This is a genomic window from Aeromonas sp. s10 (genome assembly GCF_040907975.1).
Lineage (GTDB): Bacteria > Pseudomonadota > Gammaproteobacteria > Enterobacterales > Aeromonadaceae > Aeromonas > Aeromonas caviae.
In genome coordinates, this window is record NZ_JBFOCV010000025.1 from 1 (window position 1) to 15,351 (window position 15,351).

General features: G+C 62.6%; 9 protein-coding genes. 7 read left to right on the top strand and 2 right to left on the bottom strand.

Annotation, left to right across the window (positions count from 1 at the left end; translation table 11 throughout):
- Positions 1 to 6,018, top strand: a 6,018-nt coding sequence (locus AB5Y59_RS05610; RefSeq protein WP_368211633.1) for an Ig-like domain-containing protein, incomplete at its 5' end; no start/stop codon positions are given.
- A 168-nt stretch (positions 6,019 to 6,186) separates the two neighbouring features.
- Here AB5Y59_RS05610 and mdtH read toward each other — a convergent pair.
- Positions 6,187 to 7,380: a multidrug efflux MFS transporter MdtH gene (gene mdtH / locus AB5Y59_RS05615; protein ID WP_029314794.1), complete on the bottom strand. Its 1,194-nt coding sequence runs from the start codon at positions 7,378 to 7,380 to the stop codon at positions 6,187 to 6,189.
- A 202-nt stretch (positions 7,381 to 7,582) separates the two neighbouring features.
- On the opposite strand from mdtH, the gene AB5Y59_RS05620 reads away from it, so the two are divergent.
- A complete protein-coding gene (locus AB5Y59_RS05620) occupies positions 7,583 to 8,482 on the top strand; it encodes a LysR family transcriptional regulator (protein ID WP_029314793.1) in 900 nt (299 codons plus the stop codon).
- A gap of 57 nt (positions 8,483 to 8,539) precedes the next feature.
- Here the strand turns inward: AB5Y59_RS05620 and AB5Y59_RS05625 are convergent, their stop codons facing one another.
- Positions 8,540 to 10,312 (bottom strand): M4 family metallopeptidase, encoded by a 1,773-nt coding sequence (locus AB5Y59_RS05625; protein ID WP_368211634.1) that lies wholly within the window; start codon positions 10,310 to 10,312, stop codon positions 8,540 to 8,542.
- Positions 10,313 to 10,663: 351 nt separating this feature from the next.
- Between AB5Y59_RS05625 and AB5Y59_RS05630 the strand changes: the two genes are divergently transcribed.
- The 5 genes from AB5Y59_RS05630 (at position 10,664) to AB5Y59_RS05650 (ending at position 15,289) form a co-directional block, all read left to right on the top strand.
- Positions 10,664 to 11,218 (top strand): GNAT family N-acetyltransferase, encoded by a 555-nt coding sequence (locus AB5Y59_RS05630; protein ID WP_010675529.1) that lies wholly within the window; start codon positions 10,664 to 10,666, stop codon positions 11,216 to 11,218.
- Between the two features lie 37 nt (positions 11,219 to 11,255).
- Entirely contained in the window at positions 11,256 to 11,810 is a 555-nt protein-coding gene (locus tag AB5Y59_RS05635) for a GNAT family N-acetyltransferase (RefSeq protein WP_201900627.1), read from the top strand.
- 174 nt (positions 11,811 to 11,984) lie between these two features.
- A complete protein-coding gene (locus AB5Y59_RS05640) occupies positions 11,985 to 13,091 on the top strand; it encodes a 1-acyl-sn-glycerol-3-phosphate acyltransferase (protein WP_010675527.1) in 1,107 nt (368 codons plus the stop codon).
- A gap of 309 nt (positions 13,092 to 13,400) precedes the next feature.
- The gene (locus AB5Y59_RS05645; RefSeq protein ID WP_042016044.1) at positions 13,401 to 13,871 is read left to right on the top strand and encodes a YhcH/YjgK/YiaL family protein; all 471 of its coding nucleotides are present in this window, start codon (positions 13,401 to 13,403) and stop codon (positions 13,869 to 13,871) included.
- A 218-nt stretch (positions 13,872 to 14,089) separates the two neighbouring features.
- Positions 14,090 to 15,289, top strand: coding sequence for an acetate kinase (locus AB5Y59_RS05650; RefSeq protein WP_368211636.1), 1,200 nt, complete (start codon positions 14,090 to 14,092; stop codon positions 15,287 to 15,289).
- The last annotated feature ends 62 nt before the right edge of the window (positions 15,290 to 15,351 follow it).

The window sequence follows — 15,351 nt, forward strand, 5'->3', positions numbered from 1 at the left end:
TTCGAGCTGGGCGATTTGACCGTGGTGGGCGGCACCGTGACCGGGCTGACCAGCTCCGATGGCGGCAAGACCTGGACCGGTACCTTCACCCCGACGCAGGGCTTTGAAGGTACGGCATCAGTCACCGTCAAGCCTGGCAGCTACACCGACCTGAACGGCAATGCGGGCACTGGCGGCAGCGACCGTGCCCCGGTGGACACGGCGGCCCCGAGCGTGGAAGTCAACATCGTTGACGACAAGCTGACCGTGGGTGAGACCAGTCCGGTGACCTTCACCTTCAGCGAGAAGGTGACCGGGTTCGAGCTGGACGATCTGACCGTGGTGGGCGGCACCGTGACCGGGCTGACCACCTCCGATGGCGGCAAGACCTGGACGGCGACCTTCACCCCGACGCAGGGCTTTGAAGGCACCGCCAGCGTGACCGTGAACAACGGCAGCTACACCGACCTGGCGGGCAACAAGGGGACCGGCGGCAGCGACAGCGCCGACACCGACACCCAGGCACCCAATGCCCCGACCGTGGTTATCGTGGATGATGCCAACAACGACCAGATGCTGACCAAGGCCGAGATTGGCAATGATCAGATCCAGGTACGCGCCGGGATCAATCACGCAGACCTGGTTGCGGGCGGCAAGGTGACGCTGACCATCAACAATGGCGGGGTGAACAGCACTGTCCAGTTGACGCTCAAAGCCGATGGCACCCTGCTGGCAAGCAATGGCAAGAGCTACGGCTATCAGAATGGCACCATCAGCTGGACGGAGACGACCCCGGCCAACGGCAAGTCGTTGACGGTGACGGCGACCCAGACCGACAAGGCGGGCAACGTCTCCCTGCCGGGCAGCGACAACGCGCAGATCCTGAATGAAGCGCCGGAGACGGCGAACAAGCAGGCAAACGGTCAGGAAGATGCCGCCAGCATCGCCATTCCGACCCTCAGTGGCAGCGACATCGATGGCAACGTGGTGAGTTTCACCATCAAGAGCCTGCCTGCCAACGGCATCCTCTATCTGAACGGGGTGGCTGTGACGGTGGATCAGAGCATTGCGGTGGCGGACGCCGGCAAGCTCACCTTCACTCCGAATGCGAACTGGAACGGCAACACCACCTTCAACTATGCGGCGGTAGACAACGACGGCGCCGTGGATGCGAGCCCCGCAACCGTGACCATCAAGGTGGATGCGGTCAACGATCTGCCGACGCTGACCATCTCCAATGGGGCTGTCGTCTCCGAAGAGGGTCTGGCAAACGGTATTGCCGACACGGTCGGCAACCCGGATACCACCAACGCCATCAAGGCGTCCGGTACCCTCTCGGTGGGCGACATCGACAGCAGCACGCTCAGCATCTCCTTGAACGGACCGGCCGGGCTGACGTCCGGTGGGGCCAAGGTCCAGTGGAGCTGGGATGCGGGCAGCAAGACGCTGGTCGGCTACACGGGGGCGATTGGCGGCGCCGATTACAAGGCGGTGGTTGAGGTCAAGCTGACGGCACCCAATGCCAGCGGCAAGGGAGAATGGACCTATGACGTGACCCTCAAGGGCCCCCTCGACCACGGGGATACGACCTCGGAAGACAAGTTGTCGTTCCAGCTGGACGTGGAGGTCTCCGATGGCAGCGGCGTCACCAAGGGCAAGCTGGATGTCAGCGTCGAGGACGATTCCCCCATTGCCGGCAACAGCGATGCCGTTTCCGTGGTGAAGACCGATATTCCGAATGTGCTGACCGGGCTCTTCGACCTGACCAAGTACAGTGGCAACCAGAGCACCCTGAACATGGCGGGCTTTACCATCAGCGCCCTGGGCTTCAAGTCGGCAACCGATTCCTCACTGGTAACGGCGGAGGTCAACGGCTCCAGCTCGGGGTTGGGGGTGGCCAGCGGTGCTGCGCCTTACCACAACCTCGCCAACGAGATTGACTTCCGTCACTTTGCTGACGGATCGTCCGCCTCCGAGCAGCTGATCGTCAGGCTGGATGCGGGCAAGGTTGCCTACGGCGCCAACATCAAGTTCAGCAAGATGTTTGGCGGCGAGCTGGAGAGCGGGGTCGTGGAGTTCTATCGCGGTGGTGTGCTGATCAGCACTCTGGTATTCAACTCCAACGCATCGGGTGGGGAGTTCAACCAGAACTTCCAGGTGCAGCAGGGTGGCTTCGATACCATGGTGATCAAGGCGACCAACAACGGCAACACCAATACCTCCGACAACAGCGACTTCACCGTACAGAGCATCGAGTTCCTCGGTGCCAACACGGCGCAGGCCATCGCCTATGGTTCCGGCACCGTGACCCCGCAGTGGGGGGCGGACGGCAAGGGCTCCATCGGGTTGGTACTGGACCCGGCGACCTTCGAGAATGGTCTGCGGACGGCTTCCGGCTCAGCCATCGCCATCACCGCCAGCGGGGCCAATACCCTGCTCGGGAATGATGCGGGCGGCAACCTCGTCTTCAAGCTGGAGTTCACGCCAGCCACCGGCAAGTGGGAGTTCTTCCAGTACCAGCGCATGTCCAAACCCCTGGGTGATGGTGACATCGACTTCCAGATCCGGGTGGTGGATGGTGACGGTGACGCCAGCATTGGCTCCTTTGCCACCAAGCCTCTCTTCACGCCGCTGGTTCAGGGTGTCTCCAGCGAGAGCGTGACTGAAGGGGGCAACCTGTTGCACAAGGTCACCCTGTCCGATGCGACCCAGGAAGCGACCGAATACGATTTCGCCATTCGCGGATCGGGCAACAACCCCGCCTCCAACCAGGACTGGGGCAATGCCCAGTTCAGCAACGGCGTGACCTACAACAGCACCTCCGGCAAGATCACGGTACCGGCGGGCGTGACAGACTTCACGGTGACCATCCCGACGGTAAACGATCGCCTGGTCGAGACGAACGAGACCCTCTCGGTGACCATCGGTGGTCAGAGCGGGACCGGTACCATAGTGGACAACGATCGGGCGCCGACGGCGGCTGGCGGCCACAGCACCGGTGCCGAAGATCAGCCCCAGGTCCTGACCTGGGCCCAGTTCGGTGCCAGCGATGATCAGGACGCGACCGATCTCGGGGTGCAGATCAACATCCTGCCGCTGAACGGTACCCTCGAATACCTCAATGCGGCTGGGCAGTGGGTTGCGGTGCAAACCGGATCCCTCATCTCCTATGCCGAGGTGAACGCAGGCCATCTGCGCTTCGTGCCCGGTCTGAACGAATCGAGCACCCATGCCGCCAACGGCAACGGCGCCGTGGTCGGCAACATGAAGGGCGACTATGCCAGCATCGGCTATCAGATAAGCGACGGTGCCAACCTCAGCAACGGCAGCAAGCTGGTGATCGACGTGGCGGCGGTGGCCGACAAGCCGACCGTCAACCTGAGTCTGGTGGGCAACGGTATTCCCCTTTACAACCTGAGCTTCCCGAGCGCGGGGATCACCACGGGCCAGTTCCAGTCCGGCAACTTCGACAAGGGGGCCCTCGGGATCACCAAGACCCTGACCGATAGCTCTTCTGGGCAGGATCAGGTCAATGGCACCAGCGGCAACGACTACATCGTGAGCCAGAAGGGTGGTGGCGACAGCCTGGTCGGCAACCAGGGGAATGACATTCTGGTGGGCAGCGATGCCATCCAGGGCGATTCCCTCTACGGCGGTGAAGGCAACGACATCCTGGTTTCCGGTCTTGGCAATGACGGCCTCTATGGCGGGACTGGCACGGATATCGCCGTGCTGCCCGGCAATCGTGCCGACTACTCCATCAAGAAGGGCGAGGGTTATTCGAACAACGACAAGTGGTTCGACTTCGTCGTGTTCGAGCGGGGCGTCGGGGTGACCAAGGCCCTGCACGACATGGAATATGTCCAGTTCGCAGACGGCATCTACCAGATCAACCAGACCACGGGTGAGCTGACCCTGGTTCCGCCGACCAAGGTGGATTACCCGGTCGAGCTGACGGCCTCCCTCACCGACAGGGATGGCAGCGAGGTGTTTGACAGCCTGGTGCTGAGCGGCATGCCCAAAGGCTCCGAGCTCTACAAGGGCAGCCAGTTGCTGGGTACCGTCGGGGACGATGGCAAGCTGACCTTCACCGCGTCGGACAAGCTGTGGAGCAGCAATGCACTGGATCTGAACCTGAGCGGCCTGACACTGCGGGTACCGGGTGACAAGGCGGGCCTGGTCAATCTCAAGGTCGATGTCATCGCCAAGGAGGTCGGGACCGATCTGACCAGTACCGCGACCGATGACGACAGCATCCGCCTGAGCTACTTCAACGCCTCCGAAGGGGAGCCGGGGGACCAGAATCGGACCTATGGCAGCGAGCACAATATCGTGGTGGGGGATCTGGATGGCAGCGTGATGCTGCCGGGCCAGAACTACAACCTCGCCTTCATGATCGACACCTCGAGCAGTATCGGTTCGTCGGCGATGAAGACCATCCGGGATCAACTGACCCAGGTATTCAAAGAGCTCCAGGGGAGTGCGGGCAAGGAGGCGGCGGGCAAGGTCAACGTCTTCCTGATCGATTTTGATACTCAGGTCAATCGTTCCGTCAGCGTGGATCTCAAAGATCCCAATGCGTTGAAGCTGCTGGGTGATGTACTGACCAGCATGGATGGTACCTCGGGGCTGACCAACTACGAGGATCCGCTCAAGGTCACCTCCAACTGGTTCAACAGCGACCTGGCCAAGAACAACACCAATGCGAAGAATCAGGCCTATTTCATCACCGATGGGGCTCCGAACTCCTACTTCTACAACGAAGAGATCAATCCGGTGGTGAACACCAAGACCCAGGAAGGTCTGGATACCTTTGTCAACGTCAACAACTACGTACCGGGTACGGCTTTCTACGCCAATATCGGGGGCACCCAGCGGGTGATTGTGGATGCCAGCGGCAACGTCAAGCAGTGGTCACAGAACGTAAATGGTAACTGGAACTCCCAGAACATCGGCAAGATCAAGGCGCAAGGGGATGGAACCTTCGAGATCTCAACCAGTTATACCTCGGGGTCGACCAACAGCACGGCACGGGACAACGCATTGAATGTGCTGCCGCTGCTGGAGGCAAACAATGTGGTGCTGGCGGCCATCGGGATCGGCAGCGGGGTATCGAGCGATATTCTCAAGCTGTTTGATAGCGACAAGGTCGTACAGTCCAATGTGTCTGCCTCCGATCTCGCCAATGCCATCCTGGGGACGCCGGTCAGCAACCTGCCCGGCGCTGACAGGCTGGATGGCGGTGCGGGCGACGACATCCTGTTTGGCGACGCGGTACGCTTCACCGGCATCAGCGGGGAAGGGTATGCGGCCATCAAGCAGTATGTGAGCGGCAAGCTGGGGGCAGGGTCGGTGACCGATGCCCAGGTGCACGCCTACATCACGGATCACGCCAGCGAGTTCGATCAGTCGTCGACCAATGACAAGGGTGACACCCTCCTCGGTGGTGATGGCAATGACATCCTGTTCGGTCAGGGGGGTGATGACTTCCTGTACGGCGGTGCCGGCAACGACACCCTGTTCGGTGGTAGCGGCAACGACACCCTCTATGGGGAGAGCGGCAACGATCGCCTCTATGGTGGCAGTGGCAACGACACCCTCTATGGCGGTACCGGCAACGACATATTGAGCGGCGGGCTGGGCAACGACATCCTGATCGGGGGGGCCGGCAACGACATCCTCATGGGGGATGCAGGTGCCGATACCTTCACCTGGCTGAAGGGGGATACCGAGGCTGGCAAGGTGGCCAAGGACTACATCGTCGATTTCAGCAAGTCGGAAGGGGACAAGCTGGATCTGAGCGACTTGCTCGACAGCGATGGCAGCAAGAGCGAGAGCTCCCTGAAGAGCCTGCTCTCGGTGTTCCAGGACAGCGAAGGGGTGCACCTGCAGGTCAAGGAGAGCAGTGCTGCGCCGGTGACCCAGGAGATAGTGCTGATGAACCACACCTTCGACACTCTGACGGGCGGTTCAGGGACGACGGCCAACCAGGTGATCGATTTCATGTTGCAAAACAACATGTTGGATATCAACAAGTAACAGCCAAGCGGGCTGGGCAAAAGCGGCAGAGCAATCTGCCGCTTTTTTTATGGGGGATTTTCGGGCGGATGGGCGCAGACGAGGGGGAGGGCAATGCAAGGAGAAGGTAAAAAAAGGGCGCCCTTCAAGAGAGGGGCGCCCGGGGTAGACGGGATGATTGCCAGAGGATCAGGCGTTGACCCCTGCCAGGCGGGAGCCGCGCTGGAAGCAGTTGGCCAGCAGCAGCAAGGTGGTGACACCGACGGTGCCGAGTACCAGCCAGGGCAACCAGGGTTGCCCCTGGGCCATGGCGTAGTCGTGCAGGGCGCCGCCCCCCACGTAACCCGTCATGCCCCCGAGTGCCAGTCCCAGTCGGCTGAAGCCCATGTAGCTGCCCCGCGCCCCCGGTTGTGCCAGCTTGGTCATCAGGGTTTCCCGCGCCGGCTCGGCGATGACGATGCCGAGATAGAAGCAGGCGAGCAGCAGGAAGACGGCGGGCAAGGTGGTGGCAAAGGCCACCAGCCCGATCCCCGTGGTCATCAGCAGCACCCCCGCCATCAGACGGTTCTCCAGCTTGAAGTGGCGCTCGCCGAACCGGGCAAGGGGGTAGAGCAGGGCCAGGGAGATGGCCGTCTCCAGGGTGTACATCCAGCCCACCGCCGTGGTGCTGCCCGCCATCTGTTTGACCAGAATGGGGAAGATCAGCATGACCTGCACCCAGAGCGCGTAGTAGCCGCTCAAGATCAGCACCAGTCGGCAGAAGGCCTTGTCCGCCAGCACCTGGCCGAGGCCGTCCCGGATCGGCGTCGGGCGCACCGAAAGCTTGTAGGGGGGCAGGATCAGCAGGTTGCACAGGGCGGCGCAGACGAAGAGACCGGCACCCAGCAGGCAGACATATTCAAAATCGAAGTTGAGCAGCCAGCTGCCGAGCAGGGCTCCCACCACGGCGCCGGCGCTCTCCAGCATCATCAGCAGGGAGATGTAGCGACCCCGCTCCCGTGGCCGGGTGAACTTGATCACCAGGGCGGCGCGGGGGGGATCGAACAGGCAGCCACCCAGCCCCGAGATGATGCAGGAGAGGATCAGTTCCAATCCGCTCTGGGCATAGGCCAGGCTGGCAAACCCCAGCGCCCGCAGCAGCATGCCGCAGACGATGAGGGGGCGCGCCCCGAACTTGTCGGCGAGGGAGCCGCCAAAGACCCCCAGCCCTTGCTGGGTAAGCTGACGGAGCCCCAGTGCCAGTCCCACCACACCGGCGGCCCAGCCCAGTTGGTCGACGAAGCGCAGGCTGATCATGGGCATCACCACGAAGAAGCCCAGGATCACCAGCAGGGAATCCAATGCCAAGAACCACCGCCCCAACCGCCTCGCCCGATCCACCATGACCCTGATACCTCTGTTTGCTTCGCTGATATTGTTGTCTTTCTTGCCCGAACGGCGCCGTCACCAAACAGAGCCAAGGGGGATGACAACTCCCTGGCTCGGTGGCGTTCAGCCGGTTCATGACGATTGATGCTGCTATTCTGGTGGGGCTCCAGATATAGTGGTAGCCGACAACTGGCTATATTTCATATTGGATTTGGTTATGGCTATGACCCTCGACGATTTGCAACTGCTGCTGGATGTGGCCAACCGTGGCAGCTTCAGCAAGGTGGCCGCCATTCGCGGCTGGTCACAACCCATGGTGAGCCAGCGCATTGCCGTGCTGGAGCAGGAGCTGGGCCAGTCTCTGTTCCGTCGCCATCGTCGGGGGGCCACCCCGACCCCGGCCTGCGAGCAGTTTCTGCCTGCCGCGACCGCGGCCCTGAGCGCACTGGAAGGGGGGCGGCTGGCGATGCAGGGGGCGCCTGCATTGCCGCGGATCCGGCTCTCCTGCCTCCCCTCTCTGACCACGGCGGTGTTCGGCCCCCTGCTGCTGGCCCTGGTGGACGAGACCTTCGAGATCCGCTGCAACACGGATCACTCTGGCATCATCATGCAGGAGTTGCTGACCGGCGAGACCGACGTGGGCTTCATTCTCAAGTGCCCTGCCATCGCGGGCATCCAGCTCGAACTGCTTTACCGTTCCCCCATCATCGCCGTGGCCTGCGCCACCCACCCGCTGGCCGGGCGGCAGGGGCTGACCCTGCAGGACATCGCCAACGAGCGGCTGGCGCCCCAGCAGTGGGGGACGGGCTGCGACGAGCTGATCCTGCAGCTGCGCCTGCTGCGCCAGGTGGCGAGTCCGCTGCACGCCATCCAGCCAGCGAGTGCGGCGCGGGAGCTGGCGCTGGAGCACGGCTTCATCACCCTGATGCCGGCGCTCGCCATCACCCGGGATCTGGAGTTCGGTCGCCTGGTGAAGCTGGACGTGGTGGATCTGCCACCGGATCACTGGGACGTGATGATGGCCTGGCGCAGCGGCAAGCGCCCCAATCCCGCCAAGGAGCGGGTGCTGGAGGCGGCCCGTACCCTGGCCCGGCGCTGGTCGGGCAAGCGGACATAAAAAAGCGCCGGACCAGGCCGGCGCTCTTCGCTAATTCCCCTTGATGCCAGCTCAGACTCAGTAGCTGGCCTTGAGGGTGACGCCGGAGAAGGCGCTGAACCCGCTCAGCTGCACGTGCCAGGTCCCCGCCTTGGGGGCGTTCAGGGTACAGGTTTCGGCATTGCCGCTCTTGTAGGGGCGGCAGTCATAGCTGCTGGCGGTCGGCGCGCTGCCGAATTTCACGTAGAGATCCGCATCCCCGCTGCCGCCGCTGCTGGTCACCACCAGCTGGCTTCTGCCGGCGGGCACCTCGACGGTGAAGTTCAGCTTGCCCCCCTTGGCGGCGGTGAGATTGCTCACCGGTACCCCGTTTTGCAGCACGCTGCCCGGTTGGGGCGTGGTGCCGCCGCAGGTGGCATTGACCCCGACGGCGGTGAAGGCGGCTGCCACGTCGCTCACGCTGTAGCCGAGATCCGTGGCGGCCCTGGTCACCCCGCACGCCCCCTGATCGAAGGTGGTGTTGGGGCCCCAGTAGAGGCGGTTGGCCAGCACGAACACCTCGAACGCCTTGCGGGTTTGCCAGCCGCTGGTGTTGGCCAGCAGGTAGAAGGCGCGGTTGTAGACCCCGGAACTGTGGTGCACGTCGATGCCGTCATAGTAATCGCTGGCGTGGCCGATGGACTTGCCGTCCCGGGCCGGGTCCTCGAAGTAGCGCAAGGAGCCGTTGCCCTTGAAGATCTGGGCCCCCACCAGCCAGTCGTTGCTGCCCTTCATGTAGTATTCGGCCGCTTCCCCCGCCATGTCGGAGAAGGCCTCGTTGATGCCACCGGACTGACCGGAGTAGACCAGTCCTGAGTTCTGCTCGGTGAAGCCATGGCTCACCTCGTGGGCCGCCACATCCAGGCTCACCAGCGGATAGAAGGTGGTGGCCCCGTCGCCGAAGGTCATCTGGCTGCCGTCCCAGAAGGCGTTCTCGTAGTTGCGGCTGTAGTGCACCCGCATCTTGAGCTTGAAGCTCAGCGGCGCCGTGTTGTACCAGTTGCGGTACATGTCGAACACCACGTTGCCGAAGTAGTGGGCATCGTTGAGAGGGGAATAGGCACCGTTGATCTCCTTGACCGTGTTCTCCGGGCAGGTGAACTGGTGGATGGTGCCCCCCGTGGTGCCGTGATTCATGTTGAGGGTGTCCACATTGGTCCCCGTCATGCGGCAGTTGTCATCTACCTGCAGGGGGCCAAAGTCGGCGCCGTAGATATACTTGCCGGTCTTGACGTTGCCCCCCGGGCCGGTGGCGTCCTTGTGGTTGATCCCCTCCCAGCGTTTGAGCTCGCTGCCGGTCTGGGCGTCGATCATCACGAAGGGGCGGCTCGGTTCCTTGCTGGCGGCGAGCCAGGAGACCAGATAGACCAGTCTGGCCTGGCCGGTCTCATCCTGCATCACGAACAGCTTGACCTGTTCGTTGCTCCCCTTGGCACCGCTGCGAGCCTGGCGTGCGGCGTCGCTGGCGGAGAGGGCAACGGCCGGGCCCGTCAGGTCGGCATCGATCTTGCGCAGCATGGTGCCGGACACCTGATTGACCTGGCCCCCCAGCGCCTGATCGGCCACCAGAACCTGGCCCCACACCGGAATCCCCTGCCAGGTCTGCTCATAGCGTATCCGCTGCTGGCCATTGGGCAGCGTCACCGCCCGTACCTTGCGAAACTCGCCATCCCCGGCGCCAAGGGCGCCAATCTTGGCGGCGCCGCTCACCGCACCGGTCAGGTCGGAGACCTGGTTCACTTCCACCTGTTCTGCCGCCATGGCGGCGCTTCCCCAGCAGGCCAGCATGACGGCCAAATAGACTTTGTTCATCTCGTCTTTCCTTAGTCGATGAAGATTACACGCCGGGTCCGTTGCCCGGCGCTCTTACACTAGTGGGAAGGGGGAAAATAACGGCCTGTCATTTGTCACAGGGCAGCGAAAACAGGTAGCACGATTCACTTTTACAGCGCCAATCATCCGCAAGTACTGGTAATGGCAGCATGTTGAACCGCTGTGAGGGGTGATTGATGACCTTGGGATCAAGGTGCCCGCATGGGGATCGCCATATGGGGGTTGCCAGCGGGGAAGTCGGTTGAAAAGTCCTTGGCAAACAAGGGATTGATTGACTACATTGGCTCCCATGCCGGCAGATGGCCGGAGCGGAACCGGGGAGGAGTGGCGATGTTTTCATGGCAACTGGATGACGAGCTGGCGCTCCTGTTCCTGCAACCCGACATGGCCAGCGAGCTGTTTCGCCTCTGCCAGCGCAACCGCGACTACCTCTCCCAGTGGCTGCCCTGGGTGCCCCACATCCAGCAGCCCGCCGACAGCGCCACCTTCATTCGCCACGCCATCGAGAAGTTTGCCCGGGGGGAGGGGCTGACCACGGCCATCGAGTATCAGGGGGAGGTGGTCGGCGTCATCGGTTACAACCAGATCGATCAGGATCTCGGCAAGGTGACCATCGGTTACTGGCTGGCGGAGCGCTGGCAGGGGCACGGCATCATCACCCGGGCCTGCCAGGCCCTGATCCATCACGCCTTCGAGGAGATGGGGATGGAGAAGGTGGAGATCAGCGCCGCCCTCGAGAACGAGGCGAGCCGGGCCGTGTGCGAGCGGCTGGGAATGACCCAGGAGGGGATCACCCGGCGGGCGGAGCGGCTGGCGGACAGGGTGGTGGATCATGTGCACTACGGCCTGCTGCGGGACGAGTGGCTGAGGCTGAGGGATCTCTGATGACCCTTCTGTCTGCTTCCAACCTCCAGAGGGTGAGATGACGACGCTGCCCCACATTGTCACCCCCCGCACCCGGCTGACCGTGCTGACCCCGGAGCGGGCCTGCCTGATGGTGGATTTCTATCTGCGCAATCGCGCCCACCTGGCCCCCTGGGAGCCCAGGCGGGAGGAGAGCTTCTACACCCTCGCCCACTGGCAGACCCGCTTGCGCGACGGTTACGGCCACTATTTCGAGGGCAGTGCCGTGCAACTGGTGGCGCTCGATCCCAGGGGGGAGCGGGTGCTCGCCACCTGCAATTTCACGAACATTGTGATGGGCATGTTCAAGGCGTGCCACCTGGGCTATGCCATCGACAAGGAGCACGAAGGGCAGGGCCTGATGCAGGAGGTGGTGGCCGCCGGCATCGATCACCTGTTCCGGGAGCGGGGCCTGCATCGCATCATGGCCAGCTACATGCCCGCGAACCTGCGAAGCGGCGCGCTCCTCGAACGGCTGGGGTTCGAGCAGGAGGGGTACGCTCGGGACTATCTGATGATCAACGGCCGCTGGGAGGACCACGTCCTCACCGCGCTCATCAATCCCGCTGGCTAGCGCAGCCGTTGTCGAAAGGGGGGCTGGCGGGTGACCGCCATCGCTTTTTCACTGCAAGATCGCACTATCTGTACGCCTCTCATACCCCTGGGGATAAAAGCGTGTAAAATTGCGCCCTGAATTTTCCCGGCCGGCAGACGCAGGCCGCGACTCCATACATGCAAGGCAGACATTGTGACAGAAGTAGATAGATTCGCGGACATTCGCCCCTATCGCGATGAAGAAGTACCGGCTGCCATCGAGCGGCTGATCCAGGATGACGAGTTTATCGGCGCCATCGCCAAATACCGCTTCGGTTCCCTGATGAGCTGGCTGGGCTGGGCCATTCGCCCGCTGATCCGCCAGTTCCTGCGCCACAAGTGGGCCAAGGTCAGCACCATCCATCAGGTACAGATGGGGGTGACCCGCTACATGACCCGGATGATCGCCACCTCCACCCAGGGGGTGAGCTTCTCCGGGCTCGAACACCTCAAGAAGGAGCAGGGCTACCTGTTCGTCTCCAACCACAGGGACATCGCCATGGATCCGGCGTTCGTCAACTGGGGGCTGCACACCCACGGGTTCGATACCGTGCGCATCGCCATCGGCGACAATCTGCTGCGCAAGCCCTGCGCCACCGAGCTGATGAAGCTCAACAAGAGCTTCATCGTCAAGCGCTCCGCCAAGGGGCCGCGGGAGATGATGAAGGCCCTCGGCGAGCTGTCGGCCTACATCGGCCAGTCGGTGCATGAGGGGCACTCCATCTGGATCGCCCAGAAGGAGGGGCGCGCCAAGGACGGGGACGACAAGACGGATCCTGCCATCCTCAAGATGTTCTACGTGGACGGCAAGAAGCAGAAGATCGAGTTCGTCGACTACATGCGCAGCCTCAACATCGTGCCGGTGAGCATTAGCTACGAGCTGGATCCCACCGACAAGGCCAAGGCGCGCGAGCTCTACGAGAAGTCGGTCAACGGCAGCTACGAGAAGGGCGAGTTCGAGGACATCGAGAGTATCGTCGCGGGCATCGTCGGCCAGAAGGGGCGGGTACATGTCTCCTTCGGCGCCCCCATCACCGAGGGCTTCAGCGATCCGGACGAGCTGGCGGCGCTCATCGACAAGGCGATCTGGAGCAGCTATCGCCTCTTCCCGGGCAACTACCTCGCGGCGGATGTGCCCGGCAAGGCCAGCACCATAGAGCAGAGTGCCTTCCTGACTCGCCAGTCCGAGGTGCCACAAGAGCACAAAGCCATCTGGCGCGCCATGTACGCCAAGCCGGTGGAAAACGCTGGCAAGGTTTGAATGGCACCGCTTTGAGCGGGTGATGGAAAAAAAACGGGAGCAGATGCTCCCGTTTTTGCGTCTGGTCAAAGTCGGGGGAGATTGGGTAGTGAATAATATTGTTTCAACTGGTACGATCATCGGGTGAATGGGCGAGTATCTCTTGGCAGGGGCGGACGAGTATGCAACAGTGACTCGGCGCCATCGGCTAGGAAGCGACAGTGCCCCCGTCTGCACGGATGGCAGACGAGACGATAAAAGGACCTTCAATGGTCCTTTTTCATTGGTGCACAAAGATAGACCACAGATATACCTAAGGATGCGAACCTCATGATCACCGGCAGTCTGGATACCTTGCAACGCACCCCCTTACCCGCCCCCCTGAACCGTATCGTGGCCGAGGTGGTGCAAAGCGTCGAACGCTGGCTGCACGCCCCCCTCGGCAAGCAGGAGGTCTACGGCCTCACGCTGTTCTGCCTGGTGAGCGAGGATCTGACAGAGCCGGTGGCGGAGCGCCGGGGCGAGTTTCATGAGCAGTATCTGGACATCCAGCTGCTGCTGCGCGGCGAGGAGTGGATCGGCGTGGGCCCTCACGCCTACAGCCGGGACGGTGCCGATCATCCTCACCCCGATCTCTGGTTCGTCGATGACGAGCAGACCAGTTATCTGGCGTTGCAGCCCGGCGACTTCGCCATCTTCTGGCCGGGAGAACTGCATCGCCCCCTCTGCACCCTGACGACCCCAGGTCCGGTCAAGAAGCTGGTCGTCAAGGTTCACCAGTCGCTGCTGACCGGCGCCTGAGTGGCATTCGGGGCCTGGAGTCCCGAGTGATTGGGCCAACAGAGGCCCGTTGCGAATCGCTGATTCGACGCGCGCGCCAGACGAACGGTCTGCGCCCAACGATTTGAAAAATTGGACGCACCCTCCTGCGACCATAAGCCCCCGGCAGGGGAATCCCATCCATCGCTGGATGACACGACACTGTCGGCGTAAAGCCGAAGCACAGGAAGATGTAGAACATGAGCAAGTTGGTATTGATCCTTAACTGCGGTAGCTCTTCCCTGAAATTTGCCGTAATGGACGCTGAAACGGGCGAGGACATGCTGTCCGGCCTGGCCGAATGCTTCAATCTGGATGACGCACGTATCAAATGGAAACTCCACGGGGTCAAGGGCGACGCCATGCTGGGCGCCGGTGCCGCGCACCAGGAAGCCCTCGACCACATCGTGGGCCACATCCTGCCCCAGGATCCCTCCCTGGCCGATCAGCTGGTCGCCATCGGCCATCGCATCGTGCACGGCGGCGAGCAGTTCTCCCGTTCCGTGCGCATCGATGACGGCGTGATCGCCGGCATCGAGGCCGCCATTCCGTTTGCCCCCCTGCACAACCCGGCGCACCTCATCGGCATCCGTGCCGCCCTCAAGGTGTTCCCGGCCCTGGCCGACAAGAACGTGGCCGTGTTCGACACCGCCTTCCACCAGACCCTGCCAGAGGAAGCCTACCTCTACGCGCTGCCCTACAAGCTCTATCGCGAGAACGGCATCCGTCGTTACGGCGCCCACGGCACCTCCCACCGCTTCATCGCCGAAGAGACCGCCAAGGCGCTGGGCAAACCGCTCCATGAGCTCAACATCATCAATTGCCACCTGGGTAACGGTGCCTCCGTCTGCGCCATCAAGAACGGCGAGTCCGTCGACACCTCCATGGGGCTGACCCCGCTGGAAGGGCTGGCGATGGGCACCCGCTCCGGTGACATCGACCCTGCCATCGTCTTCTTCATGCACGACAACCTGGGTTACAGCGTGGACAAGATCAACCAGGTGCTGACCCGCGAATCCGGCCTGCTGGGCATGACCGAGGAGAGCAGCGACTGCCGCTACGTCACCGGCAACTACGCCACCGACGCCGGTGCCAAGCGTGCGCTGGACGTCTTCACCTATCGCGTTGCCAAGTACGTCGGTGCCTATGCTGCCGCCATGGATGGTCGCCTTGACGCCCTGGTGTTCACCGGCGGCATCGGCGAGAACGCCGCCATGGTGCGCGAGATGGTGCTGGCCCGACTGGCCCTGCTCGGCTTCAAGATCGACAAGGAGGCCAACAACGCAGCCGTACTGGGCGGTGAAGGCCCCATCACCGTCGAAGGCAGTCGTCTGGCCCTGGTGATGCCCACCAACGAAGAGCTGGTGATCGCCCGTGATGCCCTGAGCCTGGTCGGCTAAGGCACCCTCTGGTGATGACAACGCCCGGCCCCTGCCGGGCGCTGTCGTTTCGGCAATAGTGA

Bases quoted from the DNA above. Each gene is read 5' to 3' on its own strand.
- AB5Y59_RS05620 (WP_029314793.1), top strand. From the start codon at position 7,583: ATGGCTATGACCCTCGACGATTTGCAACTGCTGCTGGATGTGGCCAAC.
- AB5Y59_RS05625 (WP_368211634.1), bottom strand. From the start codon at position 10,312: ATGAACAAAGTCTATTTGGCCGTCATGCTGGCCTGCTGGGGAAGCGCC.
- mdtH (WP_029314794.1), bottom strand. From the start codon at position 7,380: ATGGTGGATCGGGCGAGGCGGTTGGGGCGGTGGTTCTTGGCATTGGAT.
- AB5Y59_RS05650 (WP_368211636.1), top strand. From the start codon at position 14,090: ATGAGCAAGTTGGTATTGATCCTTAACTGCGGTAGCTCTTCCCTGAAA.
- AB5Y59_RS05630 (WP_010675529.1), top strand. From the start codon at position 10,664: ATGTTTTCATGGCAACTGGATGACGAGCTGGCGCTCCTGTTCCTGCAA.
- AB5Y59_RS05635 (WP_201900627.1), top strand. From the start codon at position 11,256: ATGACGACGCTGCCCCACATTGTCACCCCCCGCACCCGGCTGACCGTG.
- AB5Y59_RS05645 (WP_042016044.1), top strand. From the start codon at position 13,401: ATGATCACCGGCAGTCTGGATACCTTGCAACGCACCCCCTTACCCGCC.